At 64.8% G+C, this 23,466-nt stretch carries 19 protein-coding genes; 11 read left to right on the plus strand and 8 right to left on the minus strand.

From position 1 onward, the window contains the following. Positions 1-245: 245 nt before the first annotated feature. Positions 246-911, plus strand: coding sequence for a DUF502 domain-containing protein (locus E4487_RS14065; protein WP_037057488.1), 666 nt, complete (start codon positions 246-248; stop codon positions 909-911). On the opposite strand, the gene E4487_RS14070 is transcribed toward E4487_RS14065, so the two are convergent. Further along, positions 908-1,375: an Lrp/AsnC family transcriptional regulator gene (locus tag E4487_RS14070; RefSeq protein WP_134678320.1), complete on the minus strand. Its 468-nt coding sequence runs from the start codon at positions 1,373-1,375 to the stop codon at positions 908-910. The genes E4487_RS14065 and E4487_RS14070 overlap by 4 nt on opposite strands. A gap of 128 nt (positions 1,376-1,503) precedes the next feature. Here E4487_RS14070 and E4487_RS14075 point away from each other — a divergent pair, with 128 nt between their 5' ends. The 5 genes from E4487_RS14075 to E4487_RS14095 all read left to right on the plus strand — a co-directional run bounded on the left by E4487_RS14075 (position 1,504) and on the right by E4487_RS14095 (position 5,751). After that, on the plus strand, positions 1,504-1,830 hold the full coding sequence (locus tag E4487_RS14075) for a hypothetical protein (RefSeq protein ID WP_257229430.1): 327 nt from the start codon (positions 1,504-1,506) through the stop codon (positions 1,828-1,830). Between the two features lie 97 nt (positions 1,831-1,927). Further along, positions 1,928-3,712, plus strand: a complete 1,785-nt coding sequence (locus E4487_RS14080) for a GspE/PulE family protein (protein WP_175253664.1) — start codon at positions 1,928-1,930, stop codon at positions 3,710-3,712. Between the two features lie 201 nt (positions 3,713-3,913). Continuing rightward, on the plus strand, positions 3,914-4,849 hold the full coding sequence (locus E4487_RS14085) for an SPFH domain-containing protein (RefSeq protein WP_037057477.1): 936 nt from the start codon (positions 3,914-3,916) through the stop codon (positions 4,847-4,849). Positions 4,850-4,852: 3 nt separating this feature from the next. Then, positions 4,853-5,320: an NfeD family protein gene (locus tag E4487_RS14090; RefSeq protein ID WP_175253665.1), complete on the plus strand. Its 468-nt coding sequence runs from the start codon at positions 4,853-4,855 to the stop codon at positions 5,318-5,320. An 86-nt stretch (positions 5,321-5,406) separates the two neighbouring features. Further along, positions 5,407-5,751 (plus strand): DUF2388 domain-containing protein, encoded by a 345-nt coding sequence (locus tag E4487_RS14095; protein WP_037051397.1) that lies wholly within the window; start codon positions 5,407-5,409, stop codon positions 5,749-5,751. A gap of 100 nt (positions 5,752-5,851) precedes the next feature. On the opposite strand, the gene E4487_RS14100 is transcribed toward E4487_RS14095, so the two are convergent. From E4487_RS14100 to desA, 3 genes are all read right to left on the minus strand, one after another. Next, positions 5,852-7,120 (minus strand): OprD family porin, encoded by a 1,269-nt coding sequence (locus E4487_RS14100; RefSeq protein ID WP_175253666.1) that lies wholly within the window; start codon positions 7,118-7,120, stop codon positions 5,852-5,854. 427 nt (positions 7,121-7,547) lie between these two features. Continuing rightward, positions 7,548-8,516, minus strand: a complete 969-nt coding sequence (locus tag E4487_RS14105) for a sensor domain-containing diguanylate cyclase (protein ID WP_175253667.1) — start codon at positions 8,514-8,516, stop codon at positions 7,548-7,550. A gap of 110 nt (positions 8,517-8,626) precedes the next feature. Continuing rightward, complete coding sequence (gene desA, locus E4487_RS14110) at positions 8,627-9,817, minus strand: delta-9 fatty acid desaturase DesA (RefSeq protein WP_037051392.1); 1,191 nt, start codon at positions 9,815-9,817, stop codon at positions 8,627-8,629. A 168-nt stretch (positions 9,818-9,985) separates the two neighbouring features. Between desA and dibA the strand changes: the two genes are divergently transcribed. The 5 genes from dibA (at position 9,986) to E4487_RS14135 (ending at position 19,771) form a co-directional block, all read left to right on the plus strand. Continuing rightward, positions 9,986-12,286 (plus strand): phosphodiesterase DibA, encoded by a 2,301-nt coding sequence (gene dibA / locus E4487_RS14115; protein ID WP_175253668.1) that lies wholly within the window; start codon positions 9,986-9,988, stop codon positions 12,284-12,286. A gap of 2 nt (positions 12,287-12,288) precedes the next feature. Further along, on the plus strand, positions 12,289-13,422 hold the full coding sequence (locus E4487_RS14120) for an HDOD domain-containing protein (protein ID WP_175253669.1): 1,134 nt from the start codon (positions 12,289-12,291) through the stop codon (positions 13,420-13,422). Then, complete coding sequence (locus tag E4487_RS14125) at positions 13,419-17,633, plus strand: PAS domain S-box protein (RefSeq protein ID WP_175253670.1); 4,215 nt, start codon at positions 13,419-13,421, stop codon at positions 17,631-17,633. Before E4487_RS14120 ends, E4487_RS14125 begins: the two co-directional genes overlap by 4 nt. Before the next feature lie 76 nt (positions 17,634-17,709). Further along, a complete protein-coding gene (locus E4487_RS14130) occupies positions 17,710-18,096 on the plus strand; it encodes a response regulator (RefSeq protein WP_037051390.1) in 387 nt (128 codons plus the stop codon). Further along, a complete protein-coding gene (locus E4487_RS14135) occupies positions 18,089-19,771 on the plus strand; it encodes a diguanylate cyclase domain-containing protein (RefSeq protein WP_037051389.1) in 1,683 nt (560 codons plus the stop codon). Before E4487_RS14130 ends, E4487_RS14135 begins: the two co-directional genes overlap by 8 nt. Before the next feature lie 547 nt (positions 19,772-20,318). On the opposite strand, the gene cysW is transcribed toward E4487_RS14135, so the two are convergent. The 4 genes from cysW to E4487_RS14155 form a co-directional block, all read right to left on the minus strand. Next, on the minus strand, positions 20,319-21,146 hold the full coding sequence (cysW, locus tag E4487_RS14140) for a sulfate ABC transporter permease subunit CysW (RefSeq protein ID WP_037051388.1): 828 nt from the start codon (positions 21,144-21,146) through the stop codon (positions 20,319-20,321). After that, positions 21,143-21,982: a sulfate ABC transporter permease subunit CysT gene (gene cysT / locus E4487_RS14145; protein ID WP_037051386.1), complete on the minus strand. Its 840-nt coding sequence runs from the start codon at positions 21,980-21,982 to the stop codon at positions 21,143-21,145. The genes cysW and cysT overlap by 4 nt, the downstream gene beginning before the upstream one ends. 81 nt (positions 21,983-22,063) lie before the next feature. Then, on the minus strand, positions 22,064-23,080 hold the full coding sequence (cysP, locus tag E4487_RS14150; protein ID WP_175253671.1) for a thiosulfate ABC transporter substrate-binding protein CysP: 1,017 nt from the start codon (positions 23,078-23,080) through the stop codon (positions 22,064-22,066). 160 nt (positions 23,081-23,240) lie between these two features. Beyond that, complete coding sequence (locus tag E4487_RS14155; RefSeq protein ID WP_037051381.1) at positions 23,241-23,456, minus strand: molybdopterin-binding protein; 216 nt, start codon at positions 23,454-23,456, stop codon at positions 23,241-23,243. Between the last annotated feature and the right edge of the window lie 10 nt (positions 23,457-23,466).

Here is a 23,466-nt window from a genome sequence, read left to right on the forward strand (position 1 = left end):
TGCTGATCAGCTTCCTGCTGGTGATCACCTACATCCCGGCCGTGTCCATGGCCCTGCCGAACTGGCTGGGCATGAGCTGAGCCCGATAGAACGCTGCTACTTCGGTACCTCGTGTACCCACTCCGCCCGGCCCTAGTGCCGGGCTTTTTTTGGCCTGCCATCGCCCGACACAGTCACCGCGATTACCACACGGCCTGCCTCCATCTCGCGTAAAGTCGCGACACTCCGACCAAGGAATCCCGAGCATGATCCGACGCAGCCTGAAATCCGTGGTGACCACCTGGCTCACCGGCCTGCTGGCGCTGCTGCCACTGGTCCTGACCATGGCCCTGCTGGCCTGGATCTTCAGCCTGCTCAACCGCCTGGTCGGCCCGTCGACCATGATCGGCCAGCTGTTCGCTGCCCTTGGCCAGCCCTTCTCCAGCAATGGCTACATGGCCTGGCTGCTCGGCAGCCTGGTCCTGCTGGCCAGCCTCTACCCGCTGGGACTGGCCGTACAACTGGGCCTGCGCCGCCCCCTGGCGTGGCTGTTCGACCACACGCTGCGCCGCACCCCGCTGATCGGCAACTTCTACAACCTGGCCGACCGCTTCGTCGGCCTGCTGGACAAGAGCAAGAACCCGGACATCACCACCATGGCGCCGGTCTGGTGCTTCTTCGGGGGTGACGGCGTGGCGGTACTCGCCCTGCGCCCCAGCTCGGAAACGGTGGAACTGGAAGGGCGTGCCTACTGCGCGATCCTCGTGCCGACCGCACCGATTCCGGTGGGCGGCGGCCTGCTCTACGTGCCTCAGGAGTGGGTTCGCCCGGCGGACATGGGCGTCGAGCAGCTGACCAGCATCTACGTCTCCATGGGCCTCACGCCACCCGGCAAGCGCACGACCGAGCCCGCCACGCCAGGCAGCCGCTAGACCAATGGCAGGCTGGTGGTGGACTTGATCTCCGACAGGGCGACGATGGAGTTCACCTCCTGGATGCCCGGCACCAGCGACAGCTTCTCGAAGAAGAAGCGCTCGTAAGCCTCGATGTCGCGCGTGACGATACGCAGCATGAAGTCCACCGCCCCCATCAGCACGTGGCACTCCAGCACCTCGGGAAACTCGCGCATGGCTTCGGCGAACTCGGTGAGGTTGGAGCGGCCATGGGCATTCAGCTTGACCTGGGCGAACACCTGGGTGTGCAGGCCGATCAGCTTGCGATCCAGCAGGGTCACCTGCTTGCGAATCACCCCCTCTTCCTTGAGGCGCTGAATACGACGCCAGCACGGCGACTGCGACAGGCCGATACGCTCGGCGATCTCGGCCGTGGACAGGCCGGCATCCTCTTGCAGCAGCGCGAGAATGCGCTGGTCGTAGGCATCCAGCTCGACGGACATAAAAATTCCCCAATCACTCAATACTGAGGAAACTCTATCCACATAACCGGCAAAATAACAGAAAACAAGGCAGAACTTTTGCCGCCGCAAGGGGGAAACTTAGGCAAAACCTGCCCCGAGTCGCCACCATGCCTGATACCACGCCGTTCCCCGCTGTCCACCATCGTCGCGATCCCTGGCAGGATCGCCCGGATGCCTGCGCCGAATACCAGCTGCGCACCGATGCGGAAGCCGATGTACTGTGCCGCCTGCTCGGCCTGTTCGCCCAGCTGCAGCTGCTGCCCGAGGCGCTGCAGGTCCAGCGCCAGCAGGACGATCTGCATATCAGCCTGCGCCTGCAAGGCCTCTCGGTGCATCGCGCGGGTGTCCTGGCGCAGAAGCTGCGGGGCCTGGTCTGCGTCTGGCAGGTGACCTGGCAGCATCTGGATCACAACCTGGTGACGGAGGTCGCCTGAAGCGGGCGCTCGATCACGCCAGGCCCTTCGCCCTTCTGCAGCTTTTCGGGCATCCTAGTTCGGCTAACCTTGTTCAGGTCGACCCCTAGGAGCCCTCATGTCCGCCTTCACTGCCACCGCCCCTGATCGCGTACTGGACCTTGGCGACCTGTTGCGCGAACTGGTCGCCCATGGCCGGGTCGACCAGGACGTGGCCGAGCAGTGCCTGGCGATCCGCCGCAGCTCGCTGAACAACAACCAGCACCCGCTGGAGTTCCTCGCCGCCCAGCAGGTCGACGACCTGACACGGCCGGGCAAGAAGCTCGACCTGGAAACCCTGACCGTGTGGCTGGCCAACTTCTCCGGGCAGCCCTATCTGCGCATCGACCCACTGAAGATCGACGTGCCGGCGATCACCCCGCTGATGTCCTACGCCTTCGCCCAACGCCACAAGATTCTTGCCGTGGCGGTGGACAGCGAAAGCGTCACCATCGCCAGCAGCCAGCCGCTGGTACACAGCTGGGAAGCCAACCTGGTGCACGTGCTCAAGCGCCCGATCAAGCGCGTGGTGGCCAACCCCGCCGACATCCAGCGCTTCACCACCGAGTTCTATCGCCTCGCCCGCTCGGTCAGTGGCGCCAATGCCACCGACCAGAAGGTCAGCGGCGTCGGCAACTTCGAACAGTTGCTCAGCCTCGGCGCCCAGGACCAGGAGCCGGACGCCAACGATGCGCACATCGTCAACATCGTCGACTGGCTGTTCCAGTACGCCTTCCAGCAGCGCGCCAGCGATATCCATATCGAGCCGCGCCGTGAACAGGGCACCGTGCGCTTTCGCATCGACGGCGTGCTGCACACCGTCTACCAGTTCCCCGCCCAGGTCACCATGGCGGTGGTCAGCCGCCTGAAGAACCTGGGGCGAATGAACATCGCCGAGAAACGCAAGCCGCAGGACGGCCGGGTGAAGACCAAGACCCCGGACGGCAACGAGGTGGAACTGCGCCTGTCGACCCTGCCCACCGCCTTCGGCGAGAAGATGGTGATGCGTATCTTCGACCCCGACGTGCTGCTGAAGAGCCCCGACCAGCTGGGCTTCTCGCCGGACGACCTGCGCCGCTGGGAGAGCATGACCTGCCAGCCCAACGGCATCATCCTGGTCACCGGCCCCACCGGTTCGGGCAAGACCACCACGCTGTACACCACGCTCAAGCAGCTGGCCACCGAAGAGGTGAACGTCTGCACCATCGAGGACCCGATCGAGATGATCGAGGGGGCCTTCAACCAGATGCAGGTGCAGCACAACATCGACCTGAGCTTCGCCAGCGGCGTGCGTGCCCTGATGCGTCAGGACCCGGACATCATCATGATCGGCGAGATCCGCGACCTGGAAACCGCCGAGATGGCCATCCAGGCCGCGCTCACCGGCCACCTGGTGCTCAGCACCCTGCACACCAACGACGCCCCCAGCGCCATTACCCGTCTGCTCGAACTGGGCGTGCCGCACTACCTGCTCAAGGCCACCGTGCTCGGCGTCATGGCCCAGCGCCTGGTGCGGACCCTGTGCCCGCACTGCAAGGCACCGGTGCAACTCGACGAAGACAGCTGGAGTGGCCTGACCAAGCCCTGGAGCTCGCCGCTGCCGAACCATGCGCAACGCGCCGTGGGCTGCCTGGAATGCCGCGAGACCGGCTACCGCGGGCGCGCCGGGGTGTACGAAATCATGCTGATCAACGATGCCATCCGCCCGCTGATCAATGCCGACACCGACCTCACCGCCCTGCGTCGCGCGGCGTTCAAGGACGGTATGCGCAGCCTGCGCCTGTCCGGCGCGCAGAAGGTCGCCGCCGGGCAGACCACGATCGAGGAAGTGCTGCGCGTGACGCCGCAGAGCGAGCAACGCTGAAGCCTCGAGCGCGCTCGCTGCACGCCCCGCGTCGTCACGTCGCACTGTGCGGCCGTTCACCTGGCAGCGCTTGCATGTCAGGTGCTGCCAGGCACTGAGAAGGGGTCGGCGGCAATCCCGCAGCGGCTATGCTTAGATGCGAAATAGGCGCAGCACACCTTGCCTGCGCCCGCACAAGGTATGCATGAGGGAGATCGCATCATGGAAATCGGTGGCGTCCTGCTACTGTTCGTCGGCCTGGCTGTGGCCATCGTCTACATGGGCTTCAAGGTGGTGCCGCAGGGCTCGGAATGGACGGTGGAACGCTTCGGTCGCTACACCACGACGCTGAAGCCCGGGCTCAACATCATCGTGCCGGTGATGGACCGCATCGGTCGCAAGCTGAACGTCATGGAGAGCGTGCTGGATATTCCGCCGCAGGAAGTGATCAGCTCCGACAACGCCATCGTGCAGATCGACGCCGTGTGCTTCTTCCAGGTGATCAACGCCGCCCAGGCGGCCTACGAGGTCAACCACCTGGAGCACGCCATCCGCAACCTGGTGATGACCAACATCCGCACCGTGCTGGGCTCGCTGGAGCTCGATGCCATGCTCAGCCAGCGTGACGCCATCAACGAGCGCCTGCTCAAGACCGTGGACGAGGCCACCGCTCCCTGGGGCATCAAGATCACCCGCATCGAGATCAAGGACATCAGCCCGCCCGCCGACCTGGTGGAGGCCATGGCCAGCCAGATGAAGGCCGAGCGCCTCAAGCGTGCGCAAATTCTCGAGGCCGAGGGCGCCCGCTCGGCCGCCATCCTCACTGCCGAAGGGCACAAGCAGGCGGAGATTCTTCGCGCCGAGGGCGAGCGCCAGGCCGCGTTCCTCGAAGCCGAAGCCCGTGAGCGGGCCGCGCAGGCCGAAGCCGAGGCGACCCGCGTGGTGTCCCAGGCCATCGCCGCCGGCAACGTCCAGGCGGTGAACTACTTCGTGGCCCAGAAGTATGTCGAGGCCCTGGGCCAGCTCGCCTCCGCCAACAACAGCAAGGTGGTGCTGATGCCGCTGGAGGCCAGCCAGGTGATCGGTGCCGTCGGCGGCATCGGCGAAATCGTCAAGGCCACCTTTGCCAGCGACGGCTCTGCAGAGAAGCGGAGCTGAGGCATGATCCAGTACCTGCAAAACCTGTCGTTCTGGGACTGGCTGGCCCTGGCTACCATCCTGCTGATCCTCGAAGTCTTCGGTGCCGGCGGCTACCTGCTGTGGATCGGCCTCGCGGCCGCCTGTGTCGGTGTGCTGACCTACCTGTTCCCGGCGCTACCGTGGGTCTGGCAGTTCTTTCTGTTCGGCCTGCTGGCCATTCTCACCGCAGTGGTCTGGTGGCGCCGCCAACGCAGCCCCCTGCCCCCCAGCGACCAGCCCGGCCTGAACCGGCGCGGCAGCGAGCTGCTCGGGCGGCGCTTCGCCCTGCACGAGGCGATCATCGACGGACGCGGCAAGATCAAGGCCGGCGACAGCCTGTGGCTGGTCAGCGGCCCCGACCTGCCAGCCGGCAGCCCGGTCAAGGTCGTGGCCCAGGAGGGTGTGGTCCTGAAAGTGGAACAGGACGCAGCCCGCGAGACCGTCCGCTAGCCAAGGCGGCCGGCCATCGCCACGACGGAACCTGTGGCTCCTGACACCACTCTGAACGAGTGTGCCTAATTCACAGGAGCTTCATCATGCGAGCAATAAGCCGGGCCGCCATGGCATTGAGCGCCTTCCTGATTGCCCAGAGCGCAGCCGCGGATGGCCTGCTGCGTGACATTCTGTCCTCGGGCGCGACCACCGCGTCGACCTACCTGACGTTCAAGGACCGCAAGCTGGTCGCTGCCGCGGAGGAGGATGCCAGCAGCTTCGTCGCCAGTGCCGGCGAGATTCGCGGCCCGCACCTGGAAGCCGCGCTGCAGCAGTTGCGCGCAGGCAACCCCGAGCTGCAGGACGCCGACGACATGGCGCTGGCCAGTGCCATCCTGGCGTCCTCGGCGGCTCCGCGCGACACCCGCACGGCCATTCCCGCCGAGTAACTCGCGCCCATAAAAAATGCCCGTATCCGGAAGATACGGGCATTTTCTTGAGCACAGCTCGGGACTACACAGCTGCAAGGCTTCCCGAGCGACTCAGACCTTACATCAGCGGCAGGGTGTAGCTGACGATCAGGCGGTTTTCATCGATGTCGTTCGCGAAGTTGGAGCGAACGGTGGCGTTACGCCAGCGAACACCCAGGTTCTTCAGCGCGCCTTCCTGGAAGACGTACATCAGCTCGGTGTTGCGCTCCCACTCACGACCTTCGGAAACGCCACGGCCGCGATCGACGTTGTCGCCGGTCAGGTAACGGGTCATGAAGGTCAGGCCCGGGATACCGATCGAGGCGAAGTTGAAGTCATAGCGCGCCTGGTAGGACTTCTCGTCCTTGTTGGCGAAATCGCTGATCTGCACGTAGTTGACCAGGAACGGGTCGGTACCGTTGATGTAGGCGAAACCGGTGTCGCCGCTCATCTTCTGGTAGCCCAGACCGAAGGCATGGCCGTCCAGCGAGTAGGTGACCATGGCGCCGAAGGCCTTGTTGTCCACGTTGCTGCGATTGCCGTCATCGGTCGAGCGGGCGAAGCGCACGTCGGTCTTCAGGCTCTGCTTGTCGCCCAGCGGCAGGACGTGCACGGCGCTGAAGGAGTGCTGCTTGTACAGCTCGTCCAGGTTGGAGTAGTAGTAGCCGGCCGTCAGGTCCTTGGTCAGCTTGTAGGTGCCGCCGACGAAGTCGAACGAATCGGTGGTGGCGCCACCAGAGGTGGTGATACCACGGCGACCGCCGCTGGTGATGGCGATGTCTTCGTAGTCACCGGAGTTACGGTGGTTGACCTCACGCACGTGAGCGGCTTCCAGCATCAGGCCGTCGATTTCCTGGGAGACCAGGTGACCGGCTTCGAATACCTGGGGCAGCAGACGGCCGTCGCTGGAGGCGATGGCGGCGTTCTTGAACTGCATCTGGCCAACGCGCAGGGTGCTGTTGGAGACCTTGACCTTGGCGGCTACAGCCAGGTCCGAGTAGTTGTCCTGCGAACCACCCGAGCGATCCGGAACCAGCAGACCGCTACCAGCGGTACCGTCACCGGAATCCAGCTTGAAGCCGAACATGCCGATCGCATCGGCACCGAAGCCTACGGTACCTTCGGTGAAACCGGAGTTCATGCGCAGAATGAAACCTTGGGCCCACTCGTCCTGCTTGGACTGGCTCGGGGCCGGAGTGTCGCTGTTGCCCTGACGGAAATCGCGGTTGAAGTAGAAGTTGCGCGCTTCCAGGCTGACCTTGGTATCGCCGACCAGATCGGCGAAGGCCACTTGGCTCAGGCCCAGGGTGCTGGCGGCTACGGCCAGTGCCAGGGAGGTCTTTCTCATTATGTTTCTCTCCAGTGTGTTTTGAGTTGACGCATCGTCCGACGCAGGCTTCGGCACGAAGAGGCAGGTCGGAACGAATAGGGCAGACGCAACCGCGAGCCAGGGTGCGACAACGACCTGGCTCGAGCGGGTACGTGAAAAATTCAGGTAGTACAGAACAACGGCGAACGCAGGACAGCGGCCGAACTGAGGCAGGCAGAATGGTGCATGGTTGGCTTCTCTCGTCGTTGTTATTTTGCGCCGACATCCCGCCGGCATCTCGCGGGGCCTACGCAGATAGCGTGCCAGATCGTGAAAACACCTCAGCAAGCTATCTAGAACAGTAGGTTACATTTTTTCTGCAGGTCAGTGACCATTTAGTCACAGGGCTCTACAGGCAAGTTTCCGCTCACCACGACTGCCTTTCAGGCGGAAAACCGCCAAGTCATCAACCGACCACGATCTGATTCTTGCCCTGGCGCTTGGCCAGGTACATGGCCGCGTCGGCACGCGCATAGAGCGCGTCAAGGCTGGCATCGGCCGCCAGCAGGCTGGTCAGCCCCTGGCTGACCGTGATGCGGAAGCTCGTCCCTTCGTGCTGGAAGCCGAGGCGTTGCACCTCGCGTTGCAAGCGTTCGGCCACCTGCAGTGCGACATCCGGCTCACAGCCCGGGAACAGCGCGGCGAACTCCTCACCGCCGATGCGCCCGAACAGGTCGCCACGCCGCAGCGCGTTGCTGCCACAGTGCGCCAGGCGCCGCAGGACATCGTCGCCGGTCTGATGGCCATAGTGGTCGTTGATCTTCTTGAAGTCGTCGAGATCGAGCAACAGAAAGGCCAGCGGGCTGCCGAACTTGCGGGCATGCTCGAACTCGCGGCGGGCACATTCGAAGAAATGCCGGCGGTTGCTGCTCTGGGTCAGTACGTCGGTGGTCGCCAGACGGTGCAGCTCGCCTTCCAGGCGCTTTTTCTCGGTGATGTCCTCGGCAATGCCGACGATCACCGGCCCCTGCTGCCTTCCCCAGGGACTGACGAAGCACTTGTCGCTGAGCCAGCGCAGCTGGCCATCGGCACGGATGATGCGGTACTCGCGGCTCTCCACGGCCCCGGTTTCCAGCACCTTGGCCAGGCTCTCGGCCGCATAGTCGACATCGTCCGGGTAGATGCTGTTGCGCCACTCGCCGTAATCCGCCAGCAGCAGGGCGGCCGAGCGGCCGAAGATGCGTTCATAGGCCGGGCTGACGTAGATCATCCGCTGCTCGTTCCAGTCGAACGCCCAGAGCACGGCATTGACGCTGCCGAGCAGGCTGCTGAACAGCTGCTCGCGCTCGCCCAGGCGCTCGACCTCGGCGCGGCTATGCAGCAGGGCCAAGGTCAATTCTTCCAATTCGGAAACAGCGTTGCCTTCAGCATCCATTACAGCAGCCATCCCTTCCCTCGCGTCGCATTGAAATGATCATAGTGCGAGTTCTTGGACAAAAACGAAGGCCCGCCGTTCGGCGGGCCTTCGTGTGTAACGAACGGCGCTCAGGCAGCCACGCCGGCCGGGCGCAGCGAGTAGGTCTTGAGCTGCTCGGCGAAGTCACGCAGCGACTGGATGCCACTGGCCTCGGCCTCGTGCACCCACTGCTTCATCGCCTCCAGCATGTCGTGGCCATTGCTGCTGGTCTTCACCCAGATCTGCTGCAGGGCCAGGCGCTTCTCGTAGATCACCTTGAGCGCCTGACTCTGCGCCAGCATGTCGGCAATGCGCGCGTGGTGCTGCTCTTCCAGCAGGCTCGGCTCACGCGAGAGCAGGCGCTTGGCGCGACGGAACAGGTGACGAACGGACTCGTCGGCCTTGGCCACCTCCTGCTTGACCAGCGGTGCGATGACCAGCTTGCGGTACTGCGCCATGATCTGGAAGCGGTTGTTGAGGATGGCCATGGCGGTGTCCATGTCCAGACTCCCCTTGCCCTCGACCCGGTGGGCGATGGGCGCAACGCGCTGCACCTTGGCCAGCCCGAACAGACTGAACAGCCGGATCCAGGCCCAGCCCATGTCGAACTCCCAGGCCTTGACCGACAGCTTGGCGCTGTTCGGGTAGGTGTGGTGGTTGTTGTGCAGCTCCTCGCCGCCGATCAGGATGCCCCAGGGCAGCAAATTGGTGGCGGCATCGCGGCATTCGAAGTTGCGGTAGCCGACCGCGTGGCCCAGACCATTGATCACGCCAGCAGCCCAGACCGGAATCCACATCATCTGCACCGCCCACACGGTCATGCCGAGCACGCCGAACAGGGCCAGGTCGATGATCGCCATCAGGGTCACGCCACCGATCGGGTAGCGGCTGTAGACATTGCGTTCGATCCAGTCGTCCGGGCAGTTCTTGCCGTAGATACGCAGGGTTTCCTGGTTCTTCGCCTCTTCCTGGTAAAGCTCGGCGCCCTTGCGCAGCACGGTGCCCAGCCCTTTGATGACCGGGCTGTGCGGGTCATCGTCGGTCTCGCACTTGGCGTGATGCTTGCGGTGAATCGCGGTCCACTCGCGAGTGTTCTGGCCCGTGGTCAGCCACAGCCAGAAACGGAAGAAATGCTTGAGCGCGGGGTGCAGCTCCAGTGCACGATGCGCCGAATAGCGGTGCAGATAGACCGTGACGCTGACGATGGTCACGTGCGTCATCAGCAGGGTCACAGCCACCAACTGCCAGACCGAAAGGTCGAGTAAACCGTTGTACCACATGGATGCTGTTGCCTCTTGATAGGGAAACACGGTTTGTCCTACAAGAACGAACCTGATCGCATTATCCCTGACCCAGGCCAGAAAACCAGTTGGTCTTTTAGATAAGAATGTTTCAGCCCTACCCCATCTATACTGCCCACCATTTGAAGGGAGCTTGGCCTGCACCCCATGCGTATCGACTTTGCCGCCCTGCGTCTGACCCTGGTCTACCTGCTGCTCGCGGGCGCCTGGGTTCTCCTGAGTGACCAGTTGCTGGCGGCACTGGGCCTGTCCGTGGCGCAGCAGGAGCGCCTGCAATCACTCAAGGGACTGTTCTTCGTCCTGCTGACCAGCGCCCTGCTCTACCTGGTGCTGTACCGCCACGCCCAGCGGCATCGCCGCGCACGGCTGGAGCTGGCGAGCAACGAGGAACGCCTGCGCCTGGCCCTCAATGCTACCCACGACGGCCTGTGGGACTGGGACGTGTCCAAGCGCCGGGTATTCTTCTCCGATGGCTACGCCGCGCTGCTCGGCCTGACGCCACAGGCCCTCGGCGATACCCGTGACGACTGGGCCGCGCGCCTGCACCCGGATGACCGTGAAGGTGCGATGCAGGCACTCAGTACCGAGTGGACCGATCAGCAGTACGAAAACATCTACCGCCTGCGGCATGCCGACGGCAGCTACCGCTGGATCCACTCGCGCGGCCGCTTGCTGCACGACGAGGATGGCCAGCCACAGCGCTTCATCGGCATTGCCAGTGATGTCACCCAGCAACGTGCCAACGATGACAGCCTGCGCCAGGCGGCTGCCGTGTTCGATGCCACTCAGGAGGGTGTGCTGGTCACCGACCCCGACCAGCGTATCGTCCATGTCAATCCGGCCTTCAGTCGCATCACCGGCTACAGCAGCGAGGAGATACTCGGGCAACGCCCCAATCTGCTCAATTCGGGGCACCACGACGCCAGCTTCTACCAGAGCATGTGGAACGCGCTGGAAAATCGCGGTGCCTGGAGCGGCGAAGTGTGGAACCGGCGCAAGAGCGGCGAGATCTATCCGCAGTGGCAGTGCATCCGCGTCATCCATGACGAACAGGGGCGCCTCAGTCACTACGTGGCGGTGTTCTCCGACATCAGCGCACTGAAGCGCTCGCAGCATGAGCTGGACTACCTGGCCCACCACGACCCGCTGAGCAACCTGCCCAACCGCCTGCTGTTCACCGAACGGGTCGCCCATGCACTGGAGCGCAGCAAGAGCGAAGGGTTGCGCGGCGCCGTGCTGCTGATCGACCTGGATCATTTCAAGCACATCAACGAGAGCCTCGGGCACAACGTCGGCGATGCCCTGCTGAAGGGAGTCGGCGAACGCCTGCTGCAGGATATTCCCAACGGCTGCACCCTGGCCCGCCTGGGGGGCGACGAGTTCGGCCTGCTCTCCGAGAACTGCTCCGCCGCGCCACAGGCTGCGGAGCTGGCACAACGCCTGCTGCGCTGCCTGGAAGCGCCCTTTCGTTTCGACGGGCATGAGCTGTATATCGGCGCCAGCATCGGTATCGGCCTGTTCCCGGGGGAAGCCGACAGCGTCGAGCAGATCATGCGCAATGCCGACTCGGCGTTGTTCAAGGCCAAGAGCAGCGGCCGCGAGGGCTATGCGTTCTATGTGCAGGAACTGACCGACTACGCGCGCCAGCGTGTCGAGCTGGCCAGCAGCCTGCGCCATGCCCTGGACAACCAGGAGCTGCGCGTTTACTACCAGCCCCTGCATGACCTGCGTGATGGTCACATGGTGGGCATGGAGGCACTGGTGCGCTGGCAGCACCCGCAGCGTGGCCTGGTGCCCCCGGCCGAGTTCATCCCGATGGCCGAAGAGAACGGCATGATCGCGGCCATCGACGCCTGGGTGCTGGAGCAGGCCTGCCGCCAGATGGTGAGCTGGAATGCCGAGGGCGGCTCGCTGCGTTTCGTCGCGGTGAACATCTCCAGCCGCCTGTTCAGCCGTGGCGAACTCGACCAGAAGGTGGCGCGGGTCCTGGCCGAAACCGGCCTTCCGGCTGGTCAGCTGGAACTGGAGGTGACCGAGAGCGCGATCATGGAAGACCCTGATGCGGCTCTGCGCTTCCTGACCCGCTTGCGTGCCCTGGGCGTACGCCTGGCCATCGACGACTTCGGCACCGGCTATAGTTCGCTTGCACGCCTGAAACGCCTGCCGGTGGACAAGCTGAAGATCGATCAGAGTTTCGTCCGCGGCCTGCCCGAAGATACCGACGATGCGGCCATCGCCCGCGCCGTCATCGCGCTTGGACACAGCCTGGGTCTGAAGGTACTGGCCGAAGGCATCGAAGCACCACGTCAGGTCGAGTTCCTCCGCGAGCTAGGCTGTGACTATGGTCAGGGTTACCACTACGGCAGACCGCTACCGGCACAGCGCCGGACAGGCGACCTTCCCGAAGGGCCCTCACCACACGACAGCCCATTCACGCCGAGGGATTGAGCATGCGGGTGCTGATACTGGAAGACGATCCATGGATCGCCGATCTGCTCAAGCAGATCGTCCAAAACCTGCACCCCAGCACACAGATCGAAAGCGTCACGCGGCTGGCCGATGCGCTCGACGCCTGGAAGCGTCAACCGGCCCAATTGGTCATCGCCGACTGGAATCTGCCCGACGGCCCCGGCACCAGCCTGCTCGAGGTCGCGCACCGCAGTGACGCCAGCGTCCCGCTGGTGATGATCACCGCGCGCTCCGACCGGGACAGCGTGCTGCTGGCACGCCGGCTGGGAATAAACGCCTTCATCAGCAAGCCCTTTCAGGTGCCCAAGGTACTCGAGACCCTGCGCCCGCTGCTGTCACCGCAGCACGACGAACCCGCTGACGCCGCAGTGCCTGCCACAGGTGGCTTCCTGCCGTTTCTCGCGGGCCTGCCCAACAGCGCTCTGGACCTGCCCCTGCACGATGCCCTGCTCCAGCAGTTGCACAAGCCCGACCAGGCAGCGCAGGCACTGCAGGAGTACTGGCAGAACGATCCGGCAGTGCATGCCCGGCTGATCGCTGCCGCCAACAGCGCCAGCTATAACGCCAGCGGGCAACCCTGCATCAGCCTCCCGGAAGCGCTGCGCCGGCTCGGGCCAGGTACGGTGCTCAGCCTGGTTCAGGGGCTCGCCCTACGCCCCGTGGCGGCCCTGCAGGACGAAGACCTCAAACGCCTGGGCGACGAGCAGTTCACCCAGGCCCGGTATCTGCGCCAGCGCATCGAGGAACTGTGCAAGAGCGCCAGGATCGACGCAGCGCCCATGAGCAGCGCTGCGTTGCTGCAACGCATGGGGGAGCTGGCGGTTCTGTACCAGGCACAGTGCTGGCGTCATGCCGGTCAGGCGCTGGATGACGAAACCCTGGGCAGCGCCCTGCAGCGCTGCAGCGGCGACCTGGCCAACCGGCTCAAGAGCCACTGGCGCCTGCCGACGCCGCTGCGCGAACTGATCGGCGCCTGCTACGCCCTGCCGCCCGGCAACAGCAAGCGCGACCCGGTGATCATGCGCCTGGCCTGCGCGGAGCTGCAGGGTGGCAGCGAACAGGAACTGGACCGCCTGTACCGGCTCGCCGGCATCGACAGGGGCGCGGCCAGGTGAGGACGAACCCGCGGCCGATCCGCTGGATCGTCATCGGTGGCAGCCTGTGCCTGGCGATCCTCTTCGCCCTGCTCGGCCGCCAGGCGATGGTCGAACGCGAGGCGCTGTGGCAACTGCAGATGAACAAGCAGGCGGAGGCGCTGCGACTGGCCCTGCACAGCTCGCAGAAAGGCCTGCACGAACGCGCCCAGCTGCTGGCCGAGGCGATGGCCGCCGATGCCTGGGTGGTGGAACTGGTCCGCCAGGCATACAGCCTCGGCGACGGCAGCCCGCAGCAACTGACCGACATCCGCAACCAGCTCTACACCCGCCTCGCACCGCGCTGGCGCAACCTGCAGCGCCAGCACAGTTTCCGCCTCTTCGTGCACCTGCCCCCGGGGGACAGGATTCTGCTGCGCGTGCATGACCCGCGGCACTTTGGCGACACCATCAGGCTCGTCCAGCCCCTGGTGGAAGACAGCCTGCGCGACGGCGACAGCGTGACCGGCGTCAGCTCCAACAACCTGGGCGACGTCAGCGTGCATGCCATGACCCCGCTGACCGTGGAGACCCAGGACGGGCCGAAGCAGATCGGCGTGATCGAAGTGGCCATGAGCGTGCTCGCCACGCCCAGGGAGTTCGACCAGGAACTGGGCGGCGGGGTCGCCCTGCTGCTGCGCTCGAGCCAGCTGACCCACCGCAGCGGTGAAGCCTTGCGTGGCCTGACCAACGACCCGCAGCAGTGGCAGGTAATCAGCGCCTCGCGCCCCCAGGCCATGCACTGGCAACGCAATGGCCTGCTGCCGACACCGAGCCAGGCCAACGGCCATGACCTGCAGGAAGACGAAGGCCGCCATTTCCTGCTGAGTGACTATCCGCTGGTCGACCTCACGGCCCGTTCCGGCGGGCCGCTGAATGCCTCCCTGCTGGCCTGGCGGGACGTGAGCCCGCTGTACGCGGTGCACGTTCGCGACAAGCACTGGCTGATCGGCAAATGGGTCCTGGCCTGGTTGAGCGCGGAGGTTCTGCTGCTGGTGCTGTTGCGCGCCACCCGCCACAGCACCCAGCGCCTGCTGCAACGCCAGCAACGCGCCCTGCATGCGCTCAACGAAATCTCCGCACTTTCCAGCCTGAGCAGCAAGGAGCAGCTGCGCGAGGCGCTGCGCACGGGAGCGGACTACTTCGGCATGCCGATCGGGGTCATCGGCCTCATCGAGGACGAACGCTATCGGGTGCTGGTGCAGGTCGCTCCTGGCGACGAACTGCAGGATGAACAGACCTTCGCCCTCGACGAGACCTACAGCAGCCTGGCCTATGCCCAGGACGAAGTGCTGAGCATCGAACACATGGCCTCCTCCCCCTACCGCGCACATGCCTGCTACGGCAAGTTCGCCCTGGAGAGCTACATCGGTATCGCCATTTGGGTCGATGGACGCCGCGCCGGCACCCTGGCCTTCTGCGACCACACGGTACTGGAGCGCGCCTTCAACGACAGCGAGCGCGAGTTCATGCGCCTGTTCGCCCGCTGGGTCGGCGCCACCCTGGAGCGCGACCAGCAGGAACAGGCGCGCCAGGCCCTGCTGGAGCGCCTGGCCAGCATCATCGAAGGCACCGACGTGGGCACCTGGGAATGGAACGTCCAGACCGGCGAGACCGTGTTCAACGAGCGCTGGGCGCAGATGTTCGGCTATCGCCTGGACGAGTTGCAGCCCACGCGGGTGGAAACCTGGCTGCGCCTCTGCCACCCGGATGACCGCGAGCCCAGCGAACGCCTGCTGCAACGTCATTTCGCCGGCGAGGTGGCGTACTACGACCGCCAGGTCCGCATGCAGCACCGGGACGGCCACTGGCTGTGGATACAGGTACGCGGGCGCCTCTCCAGACGCGATGCACAGGGCCGCCCCCTGCTGATGTACGGCACCCACACCGACGTCAGCGAGGCGCGCCAGCGCGAAGAGGCGGTCACCGAGGCCCGCGTCTTCCTGCAGACGCTGCTGGACTCGGCCACCGGGGTTTCGATCATCGCCACCGACCTCGACGGCCTGATCACCCTGTTCAACTCCGGCGCCGAGCGCTTGCTGGGCTACAGCAGCGCCGAGGCCGTCGGGCAGATGACCCCCGAACGCTTCCACCTCGCCGAAGAGCTCGAGGCACGGGCCGAGGAGCTGAGCCGCAGCAGCGGCGAACGCATCGAAGGCTTCGAGGTGTTCGTCCACAACGCGCGCGGCGGCGAGCCGGAAACCCGCCAGTGGACCTACGTGCACCAGGATGGCAGCCAGTACCGGGTCAACCTCACCACCAGCGTCATCCTCGATGCCAGCGGCCAGGCCATCGGTTTCCTCGGCGTGGCCAGCGACATCAGCGCGCTGCAGCAGGCCACACGCGCCCTGCAGCAGAGCGAGAGCCGCTTCCGTGGCCTGGTCGCCAACCTGCCTGGCGTGGTCTACCGCTGCGCCAACGACAGCAGCTGGAGCATGCGCTACATCAGCGACGAAGTGCTCAGCCTCACCGGCTACCCGTCCAGCGACTTCATCGACAACCGCGTGCGCAGCTTCTCCAGCGTCATCCACCCGGACGACCTGCCGATCACCTACCAGGCCGACCAAGCCATCGTCCTCAAGGAAACCTTCGAGCTGACCTACCGCCTGCGCCATGCCGACGGCCACAGTGTCTGGGTGCGCGAGAAGGGCCGCGGCGAGTACGACACGCACGGCCGGCTGCTCTGGGTCGATGGCTTCATCTGGGACATCAGCGAGCGCAAGGTCATCGAGGACCAGTTGCGCCTGAGCCAGCAGCGTTTTCGCAACGCCTTCAATACGGCGCCCCTGGGCATGGCCCTGGTCGCCCCGGATGGCCGCTGGCTGGAGGTCAACGACGAACTGTGCCGCATGTTCGGCTACAGCCGCGAAGAGCTGCTGAACAGCGATTTCATGGACCTCTCCCACCCCGACGACCTGGATGCCGACCTGCACAACCTCGAGGACCTGGTCGCCGGGCGGATCAGCGCCTACCAGATGGAAAAGCGCTACGTGGACAAGCAGGGCCGCGTGCTCTGGGGCCTGCTCAGCGTCTCCCTGGTCCGCGATGCGGAGGGCCAACCGGTGCACTTCGTCTCGCAGATCCAGGACTTCAGCGCGCGGGTCAGCGCCGAACGGGCCATTCGCGAGCGCGAGCACTACCTGAGCACCCTGCTCGACAACGTCATCGATGCCATCGTCACCATCGACGGCTCGGGCACGATCGAGACCTTCAACCACGCGGCCGAGCAGATGTTCGGCCACACCCAGGCCGACGTCGCCGGGCACAACGTCAGCATCCTGATGCCCGAACCCCACCGCAGCGCGCACGATGGCTATCTCCTGCACTACCTGAACACCGGCGAAGCGCGGGTGATCAATCAGACCCGCGAGCTCGAGGGCTTGCGCCAGAGTGGCGAGCGCTTCCCCCTGGAGCTGGCGGTCTCGCAGATCAGCCACCAGGGCCAGGTGCGCTTCATCGCGGTGATCCGCGATATCGCCGAACGCAAGCGCATCGAGCAGATGAAGAACGAGTTCGTCTCCACCGTGAGCCACGAACTGCGTACGCCATTGACGGCCATCGCCGGCTCGCTGGGCCTGATCAACGGCGGTGCGCTCGGCCCGGTGCCTGAGGCCATGGCAGCGATGCTGAGCATCGCGCAGGCCAACAGCCAACGCCTCAGCGAACTGATCAACGACCTGCTGGACATGGAGAAACTGGTCGCCGGCAAGATGCATTTCGACCTCAAGCCCTGGCCGCTGCGAGCGCTGCTGGAGCAGGCGCGGCTGCACAACCAGCCCTATGCCGACCAGTATCAGGTGCGCCTGCTCCTGCACGCGCAAGGCGATGCCACAGTGCGGGTCGATGCGCAGCGTCTGGGGCAGGTCATGGCCAACCTGCTGTCCAACGCCGCCAAGTTCTCGCCGCCCGGTGGCGAGGTGGACATCCGCCTGGAGGAGGTCGGCGACAGGCTGCGTGTCAGCGTCAGCGACCGGGGCCCCGGCATTCCCGCGGCCTTCCACTCGCGCATTTTCGCCAAGTTCTCCCAGGCCGACTCCGGCGACACCCGGCAGAAGGGCGGCACCGGTTTGGGCCTGGCGATCTGCAAGGAACTGATCGAGCGCATGCAGGGACGTATCGGCTTCGACTCGATACCCGGCCAGGGCGCCACCTTCTGGTTCGAACTGCCCCGTGCGGACCGCGCCGAAACATGAATCCATTCGCAGTGCTGGCCGAGATGGACCAAGCTGTACCACACTGCTGACAACAGCCAACCACCGGGTACCGCCGATGACCGAGCTCAAGCGCATCCTGCACGTCGAGGACGACCCCTCGATCCAGGCCGTGGCCAAGGTAGCCCTGGAAGCCGTAGGCGGCTTTCAGGTGCTGACCTGCGCCAGCGGCCAGGACGCCCTCGACCAGGTACAGGGCTTTGCGCCCGACTTCATCCTGCTGGACGTGATGATGCCCGGCATGGACGGTCCGAAGACGCTGGAGCTGCTCGGTCAACTGGTCAACACCGAGCAGATCCCGGTCGCCTTCATGACCGCCAAGGTGCAGCCCGATGAAGTTGCCCACTACCGCAGCCTGGGCGCCCATGGGGTGATCATCAAACCCTTCGACCCCATGCAGCTCGCGGCCCAGGTCCGGGACATCTGGAACCAGCGCCATGGATAAACACGAGGGCAGCGCCGTACCCCAGGCCTTGCAGCAGCACCTGCAACAGCTCAGCCAGCAGTTCAGCGAGCGCCTGCGCCAGGAGCTGCCGCACCTGGCGCAACTGGGCGGCCTGCTGCTGGAGGCCGACGACGTCGAGCGCAAGCGGGTGCTGCTGGAGCTGCGCCACCAGTTGCACCGCCTGGCCGGCAGCGCCGGCACCTTCGGTTTCACCCAGCTCGGCCAGCAGGCGCGTGAGCTGGAACAACATGCCGAACGCTGGATGGAACGCCAGTCGCGCCAGCAACAGGGGCTCAACGACTTCATCAGCGCCCTGCAGGCGCTCGGCGAACAGCCCATCAACGCCAGCGCCAGCAGCGAGACGAGCGAGAGCGGACGCAAGCCCCCCCGCCACGAGGATGGCAGCCGCACCATCTACATCCTCGAGGGTGAAGCGGCCATTGGCGAGAGCATGCGCCAGACGCTGAACAACTTCGGTTACCAGGCCGAGCACTTCAATTCCATCGCCGGCCTCGACGCGGCCCTGCAGCAGCAGACACCCGACGCCCTGATCATCGACGCCAAGCTGCCCGGCGAGGCCAGCTGCGGGCTGCACTACGCCAGCCAGTTGCGCGAGCGCCTGGAAGAGCCGCTGCCGCTGCTGGTGCTCACCGACCAGCAGGACGACTTCGCCACCCAGCTGCAGGCCGTTCGCGCCGGGGCCATGGGGCTGTTCAGCAAGCCCGTGGACATACCCCAGCTGGAAAGCCGCCTGGAGCGCTGTTTCTCCCAGCAGAGCGGCGAGCCGTACCGCGTGCTGATCGCCGACGACGACCAGGACCTGGCCAGCCGCTACAGCCTGGTGCTGCGCGATGCGGGCATGCTGGTGGAGATCCTCAGCGAACCAGCGCAGATCTTCGCCCACCTGCGCGACTTCAACCCGGAAGTGGTGCTGCTCGACGTCAACATGCCGGACTGCAGCGGCCCCGAGCTGGCGCAGATCATCCGCTGCAACGACGACTGGCTGCGCATTCCGATCATCTACCTGTCGGCGGAGACCGACATCAGCAAGCAGATGAACGCCCTGATCAAGGCCGGTGACGACTTCATCACCAAGCCCATTTCCGACAACGCGCTGGTCGCCACGGTGTTTTCCCGTGCCCAGCGTGCGCGCCTGCTGTCCATCGCCCTGGCCCGCGACAGCCTGACCGGCCTGCTCAAGCACGCGGATATCAAGGAGCAGGTGGCCATCGAACTGGAACGCTCGCTGCGCAGCGGCGACCGCACCAGCGTGGTGATGCTCGACATCGACCACTTCAAGCGGGTCAACGACGACCACGGCCACGCCGCCGGCGACAACGTCATCCGCGCATTGGCCAACCTGCTGCGCCAGCGGCTGCGGCGCATCGACAGCCTGGGACGCTACGGTGGCGAGGAGTTTCTCGCAGTGCTGCCCGACTGCTCGCCGGAGCAGGCGCGGCTGATCGTCGACGAGATTCGCCAGCGCTTCGCCGAACTGCGCTTCATCGCCGACGGCGGCGAGTTCTCCGTGACCCTGAGCGCCGGCATTGCCGGGACCGACGTCAACAGCGACGCCGAGCAACTGCGCGAGCGCGCGGACAAGGCGCTGTACGCCGCCAAGCATGGCGGGCGCAACCAGGTGCAGGTCGCCACGCCGGAAGAGCATCGCGGCTGAAGCCGCTCCTACAGGCGACGGCGCCTGGCGCAAGGCCTCGATCCGTAGGGTGGATGTCGCCCTTCACATCCACCAAAGGGATCAGCGCAACCGCAAATGGCGGACGTAATCGGCGCTGAACGCAGCGCAAATGCATCGCGGCTGAAGCCGCTCCTACGGGAGGCGGCGTCTGGCGCAAGGCCTCGATCCGTAGGGTGGATGTCGCTCTTCACATCCACCAAAGGGGTCAGCGCAACCACAAGTGGCGGGCGTAATCGGCTCCTGAGCGCAGCGCAAGTGCATCGCGGCTGAAGCCGCTCCTACAGGCGACGGCGCCTGGCGCAAGACCTCGATCCGTAGGGTGGATGTCGCTCTTCACATCCACCAAAGAGGTCAGCGCAACCGCAAACGGCGAACGTAATCGGCGCTGAACGCAGAGCAAGAGCATCGCGGACAACCCCTGCTGACGCTGCTCTACCGCAACACCACAGCATCGTGGGAGCGGCTTCAGCCGCGATTGAAGGCCAGGTGGACGCCGCGTTGCACATCCACCACAACGCCCCCGCGATCAGGCCTCGGCGCGCTGCATCAGCTTGCGCTGCCGCCACTCCATGAAGGTCTTCAGCAACAGGGTGAGCAGCGCCATGCACGCCAGCAGGCCCGCAGCGGTGAAGGCGGCGGCCGGCTTGTAGTCGTTGTTGAGCTGATCGACCAGCAACGGCAGGGTCAGGGTCTGGTTGATGATGGTGCCGGACACCACCGATACCGCGCCGAACTCGCCCACCGCACGGGCGTTGGTCACCACCACGCCGTACAGCAGCGCCCACTTGATCTTGGGCAGGCTGATGCGCCGGAAGATCTGCCAGCCGCTGGCGCCGAGGCACATGGCGGCGGTTTCCTCGTCCTGGCCCTGCGCCTGCATCACCGGAATCAGGATGCGCGCCACGTATGGCGCGGTGACGAACACCGTGACCATGACGATGCCCGGCCAGGCGAACATCAGCTGCATGCCGTTATCGTAGAACCAGCGCCCGATGAAGCTCTCCAGGCCGTACACCACCAGGTAGCAGAGGCCGGCGACCACCGGCGACACCGCATAGGGAATGTCGATCAGCGTGGTCAGCAGCTTGCGCCCACGAAAGTCGTAATGCGTCACGCACCAGGCCAGGCAGATGCCGAAGCACAGGTTCAGCGGCACGGTGATGGCGGCGACGAACAGGGTCAGGCCGATGGCATGCAGCATGTAGTCTTCGCCCAGGTTGCTCCACAGCAACTCCAGGCCACCCGCCAGCGCCTTGGTGAAGATCAGCGCCAGCGGCACCAGCAGGATCAACGCCACCACGGCCAGGCCGGACAGCACCAGCGCCCACTGGCGCCAATCTTGAGGTTTTTTCATCGACCTTGCCGTTGCCATGCGAACAGACGTCCCTGCACGACCTGCAGGATGAACAGAAGCGTCAGCGACGCCAGCAGGATCACCGAGGCGATGGCTGCGGCCGCCGGGTAGTTGAACTCCTGCAGACGGACGAAAATCATCAGCGAACTGACCTCCGTCTTGTAGGGGATATTACCGGCGATCATGATCACCGCACCGAACTCGCCGAGGCTGCGAATGAAGGCCTGCGAGCCGCCGGTGACCAGCGCCGGCGTCAGCGTCGGCAGCACCACATGGCGGAAGGTCTGCAGGCGGTTGGCACCCAGGGTGCGCGCGGCCTCTTCGTACTCCGCGCCCAGGTCCTGCAGCACCGGCTGCACGGTGCGCACGACGAAGGGAATGCTGGTGAAGACCATCGCCACGATGATCCCCGCATAGGCATAGGCCACCTTGAAACCGAGCCACTGGCCGATCCAGCCGTTGGGCACCAGCAGCGTGGCCAGGGTCAGGCCGGCCACCGACGTGGGCAGGGCGAACGGCAGGTCGATCAGCGCGTCGACGATGCGACGACCGGGAAAGTCGTAGCGGGTGATGATCCAGGCCAGCAGCAGCCCGATCACCAGCACCGCCAGGGTCGAGAAGAAGGCCGCGGAAATGGTCACCTTGTAGGTCTGCACCACGCGCGGGTCGCTGATCGCGAACCAGTACTGCGCCCAGGTCATGTCGCTGACATACAGGAGCAACGCCGACAGCGGCAGCAGGATGACCAGGGAGAGGTACAGCACGCTGACGCCAAAGCTCAGGCCGAAGCCCGGCAACAGCGGAGTCTGCAGGAAGAACAGCGTCGATCTACTCACGAAGAAGCTCGGCTCTACAAATGCAGTTGGCCGCCAAGAAGGCGGCCAACGAACCTGAAAATCGGCTGTCGAGGGCGAGTATCAACGGCCCTCAGCCAAGAGTTGGTCAAGAATACCACCGTTGTCGAAGTGCTTGGCGGTGATGTCATCCCAGCTGCCCAGCACATCGTTGGGGTTGATCAGGCGTACCGGGGCGAACTGGGCCTTGGTCGCCTCGACCACTTCCGGGTTGTGCACACGGTAGTTGTAGGTGGTCAGCAGTTGCTGGATGTCCTTGCTGTACTGGAAGTCGAGGAAGGCCTTGGCCTGCTCGCGGGTGCCGCGCTCGTCAGCCACCTTGTCGACGATGGCCACCGGGAACTCGGCCAGCACGCTGACTTCCGGCACCACGATCTGCAGGTTGGCGGACTTGAACTCGTCGCCCTTGGCGATGTTGATCACTTCCGACTCGAAGGTCAGCAGCACGTCGCCCTGGCCGTTCTGGGCGAAGGCCACGGTGGCACCACGACCGCCGGTGGGGAAGTTCTCGACGTTGTGCAGCAGCTTGCCGACGAAAGCCTTGATCTTCGCCTCGTCACCCTTGAATTTCTCGTTGGCGAACAGCCAGGCCGCCAGGTAGCTGTAGCGGGCGTTGCCGGAGGTCTTCGGGTTGGGGAACACCAGCTTGACGTCATCGCGGATCAGGTCGTCCCAGCCCTTGATGTTCTTCGGGTTGCCCTCGCGGACCAGGAATGCGGTGGTGCTGTAGTAGGGCGAGCTGTTGTTGGGGAACTGCTTGGCCCAGTCCTTGCGCAGCAGACCACGCTTGGCCAGGATGTCCACGTCGGTCACCTGGTTGAAGGTCACCACGTCGACCTTCTTGCCCTGGATGATGTCCTGCGCCTGACGCGAGGTCCCGGCGAAGGACTGGATGATCTTCACGTCCTTGCCGGACTGTTCCTTCCAGTACTCGACGAACCTGGGGTTGATCTCGCCGAACAGCTCGCGGGCAATGTCGTAGGAAGCGTTGTGGAATGGCGTATCGGCCGCGGCATGGCTCAGCGAGCCGGTCAGCAGGGTGGCGCTGGCCACGGTGGCCAGAACGATCTTCTTCAGCATCTAAGGCGTCCTTATCGAAAGAGGAACCTGCGGGCAGGCTATTTGATGGCGCGATTCTGCAGAAAAATCTTATAGCTGAAAAATATCTTTTAATTCTCGATTTATAACCAAAAGCATCAGCCAATAGCCGGCCTCCAGACCCGAGGCCGGCTGGGGCACCTCACAGTTTGGCGATGGACACCTCGGTGGATTTGACGAAGGCGATCACTTCGCTGCCGACCTGCAGCTCCAGTTCGCGCACGGAACGGGTGGTGATCACCGACGTGACGAGACCGGCAGCGGTCTGCACATCGATTTCCGAGAGCACGTCACCCAGGACGATCTCCTTGATGGTGCCCTTGAACTGGTTGCGCACATTGATGGCTTTGATGGTCATGTTTTTTTCT

Source organism: Pseudomonas sp. BMW13, from assembly GCF_013357275.1.
GTDB classification, from domain to species: domain Bacteria; phylum Pseudomonadota; class Gammaproteobacteria; order Pseudomonadales; family Pseudomonadaceae; genus Aquipseudomonas; species Aquipseudomonas khazarica.

Excerpts from the sequence above, each read along its gene's own strand:
- E4487_RS14065 (WP_037057488.1), top strand. The coding sequence starts at position 246 with ATGATCCGACGCAGCCTGAAATCCGTGGTGACCACCTGGCTCACCGGC.
- E4487_RS14070 (WP_134678320.1), bottom strand. The coding sequence starts at position 1,375 with ATGTCCGTCGAGCTGGATGCCTACGACCAGCGCATTCTCGCGCTGCTG.
- E4487_RS14075 (WP_257229430.1), top strand. The coding sequence starts at position 1,504 with ATGCCTGATACCACGCCGTTCCCCGCTGTCCACCATCGTCGCGATCCC.
- E4487_RS14080 (WP_175253664.1), top strand. The coding sequence starts at position 1,928 with ATGTCCGCCTTCACTGCCACCGCCCCTGATCGCGTACTGGACCTTGGC.
- E4487_RS14085 (WP_037057477.1), top strand. The coding sequence starts at position 3,914 with ATGGAAATCGGTGGCGTCCTGCTACTGTTCGTCGGCCTGGCTGTGGCC.
- E4487_RS14090 (WP_175253665.1), top strand. The coding sequence starts at position 4,853 with ATGATCCAGTACCTGCAAAACCTGTCGTTCTGGGACTGGCTGGCCCTG.
- E4487_RS14095 (WP_037051397.1), top strand. The coding sequence starts at position 5,407 with ATGCGAGCAATAAGCCGGGCCGCCATGGCATTGAGCGCCTTCCTGATT.
- E4487_RS14100 (WP_175253666.1), bottom strand. The coding sequence starts at position 7,120 with ATGAGAAAGACCTCCCTGGCACTGGCCGTAGCCGCCAGCACCCTGGGC.
- E4487_RS14105 (WP_175253667.1), bottom strand. The coding sequence starts at position 8,516 with ATGGATGCTGAAGGCAACGCTGTTTCCGAATTGGAAGAATTGACCTTG.
- desA (WP_037051392.1), bottom strand. The coding sequence starts at position 9,817 with ATGTGGTACAACGGTTTACTCGACCTTTCGGTCTGGCAGTTGGTGGCT.
- dibA (WP_175253668.1), top strand. The coding sequence starts at position 9,986 with ATGCGTATCGACTTTGCCGCCCTGCGTCTGACCCTGGTCTACCTGCTG.
- E4487_RS14120 (WP_175253669.1), top strand. The coding sequence starts at position 12,289 with ATGCGGGTGCTGATACTGGAAGACGATCCATGGATCGCCGATCTGCTC.
- E4487_RS14130 (WP_037051390.1), top strand. The coding sequence starts at position 17,710 with ATGACCGAGCTCAAGCGCATCCTGCACGTCGAGGACGACCCCTCGATC.
- E4487_RS14135 (WP_037051389.1), top strand. The coding sequence starts at position 18,089 with ATGGATAAACACGAGGGCAGCGCCGTACCCCAGGCCTTGCAGCAGCAC.
- cysW (WP_037051388.1), bottom strand. The coding sequence starts at position 21,146 with ATGAAAAAACCTCAAGATTGGCGCCAGTGGGCGCTGGTGCTGTCCGGC.
- cysP (WP_175253671.1), bottom strand. The coding sequence starts at position 23,080 with ATGCTGAAGAAGATCGTTCTGGCCACCGTGGCCAGCGCCACCCTGCTG.
- E4487_RS14155 (WP_037051381.1), bottom strand. The coding sequence starts at position 23,456 with ATGACCATCAAAGCCATCAATGTGCGCAACCAGTTCAAGGGCACCATC.